Origin of the sequence: Microbacterium sp. B24, assembly GCF_000333415.1 — a bacterium.
Taxonomy (GTDB): domain Bacteria; phylum Actinomycetota; class Actinomycetes; order Actinomycetales; family Microbacteriaceae; genus Microbacterium.
This window is the reverse complement of sequence record NZ_BADB01000321.1, coordinates 1-1708: the sequence shown is the minus strand read 5'-3', so window position 1 is coordinate 1708 and position 1708 is coordinate 1. Positions and strand designations below refer to the sequence as shown.

2 pseudogenes are annotated in these 1708 nt (G+C 68.2%); both read right to left on the bottom strand.

Going from position 1 to position 1708, the window contains the following annotated elements:
* A pseudogene (locus I5I_RS08325) lies at window positions 1-1299 on the bottom strand (amino acid permease); the annotation flags it as partial.
* A gap of 153 nt (window positions 1300-1452) precedes the next feature.
* A pseudogene (locus tag I5I_RS08320) lies at window positions 1453-1708 on the bottom strand (amidase); the annotation flags it as partial.

Here is a 1708-nt window from a genome sequence, read left to right as displayed (position 1 = left end):
GGCTCCAGGGCACGCGGAAGCCTCGCTTCAGATCCGGCCGGTGCGGCGCAGCACGACCACTCCGACCGAGACGAGCACGAACGCCGACAGCGTTCCGATGTTGACCATCTCCTCGAGGACTCCGACGGGGGTGAGCCCGGCCACGAGTGCGACGACCACGGTGACGATGATCGAGATGACCCATGGTGTGCGCCGCGTCGGGTGCACCTTCGCGAGCTGCTGGGGGAGCAGGCCGTCGCGCGACATTGCGAAGATGATGCGGGTCGCACCGATGAGCAACGTGAGCACGACGGTCGTCAGACCGGCGACGGCTCCGGCCGAGATCACCGTCGCCATCCAGGTCTGCCCATGGAAAGCGAAGGCGTTCGCGAGCGCCGCGGCCGGGTCGAGCTCGTCGAAGCGCACCATGCCCGTCACGACGAGCGCCACCGCGCAGTACAGCAGCGTGCAGATCGCAAGAGACGCGATGATGCCGATGGGAAGGTCCCGCTGCGGGTTCTTGGTCTCCTCCGCCGTGGTGGCGACCACATCGAACCCGATGTACGCGAAGAACACGAGCGCGGCTCCGGCGAAGATGCCGCCGACGCCGAACGCCATGGGCGCCGAGCCGGAGATGAACTGCAGCAGCGGCTGCATGAGGCCCGTCGCGGCCTCGCGCGGCGCGGCATCCGGGATGAACGGCGAGTAGTTCGCGGGGTTGACGAACATGATCCCCGCGACGATCACGAACAACACGATGAAGAGCTTCACCCCGACCAGCACGAGGTTCACGCGCATCGATTCGCGGATGCCGAGTGTCATGAGGGCACCGAGCACGACGACGAGGACGATCGCCATCACATCGACCGCACCCCCGTAGCCGATCGCGGCGGGCAGCGGGATGCCGAGCTGCCCGAGGAGAACGCCGAGGTAAGCGCTCCAGCCCTGAGCCACGACGCTCGCACCGAGGAACATCTCGAGGATGAGATCCCACCCGATGATCCAGGCGAACAGCTCGCCGAGCGACGCGTAGGAGAACGTGTACGCGGATCCCGAGACGGGCACCGTGGAGGCGAACTCGGCGTAGCACATCGCCGCCAAGGCGCACGCGATCGCCGCGATGACGAAGCTGACGACGACGGCGGGGCCGGCGACCTCATGGGCGGCGCGACCGGTGAGCGTGAAGATGCCGGCGCCGATCACGACACCGACGCCGAAGACCGTGAGATCGAGGGCTGACAGCGACTTGCGGAGCCGGAACTCCGGCGCTTCGGTGTCGGCGATGGACCGTTCGATCGACTTCGTGCGCATCAGGCTCATGGCGTCTCCCCGCGAGAACGAACGGCGCCCTCGCAGCGCCGCGGTTGGTGTGGTCATGCTAGTGGGGCGCGACCTCACCGGGGATGCACTGTCCACGTGTCGCGGTAGGTTGCCGGGTCTCGGCGGTGACGTCGTGCATACGGGCGGCATCGGTCATGAATGATCCTCGGAGGAAGAAGGGGCGGGGGTGGATACCGGGAGGGCGGGAGTCCGCGGCGGCACCGGCCGCTCGTCGGTCAGTGTCTCGATCGCGCACCCGAGCCGCAGCAGGGCGGCATCGTCGCCGGAGCGCCCGGCGATCGTGAGTCCCACCGGCATCCGGATGTCGTCCATCAGCCCGAGCGGAACGGTCACCGTCGGGATGCCGAGGTGGCGGATCGCGAGGTTGCCGTGGCGACCCAGACGCCGT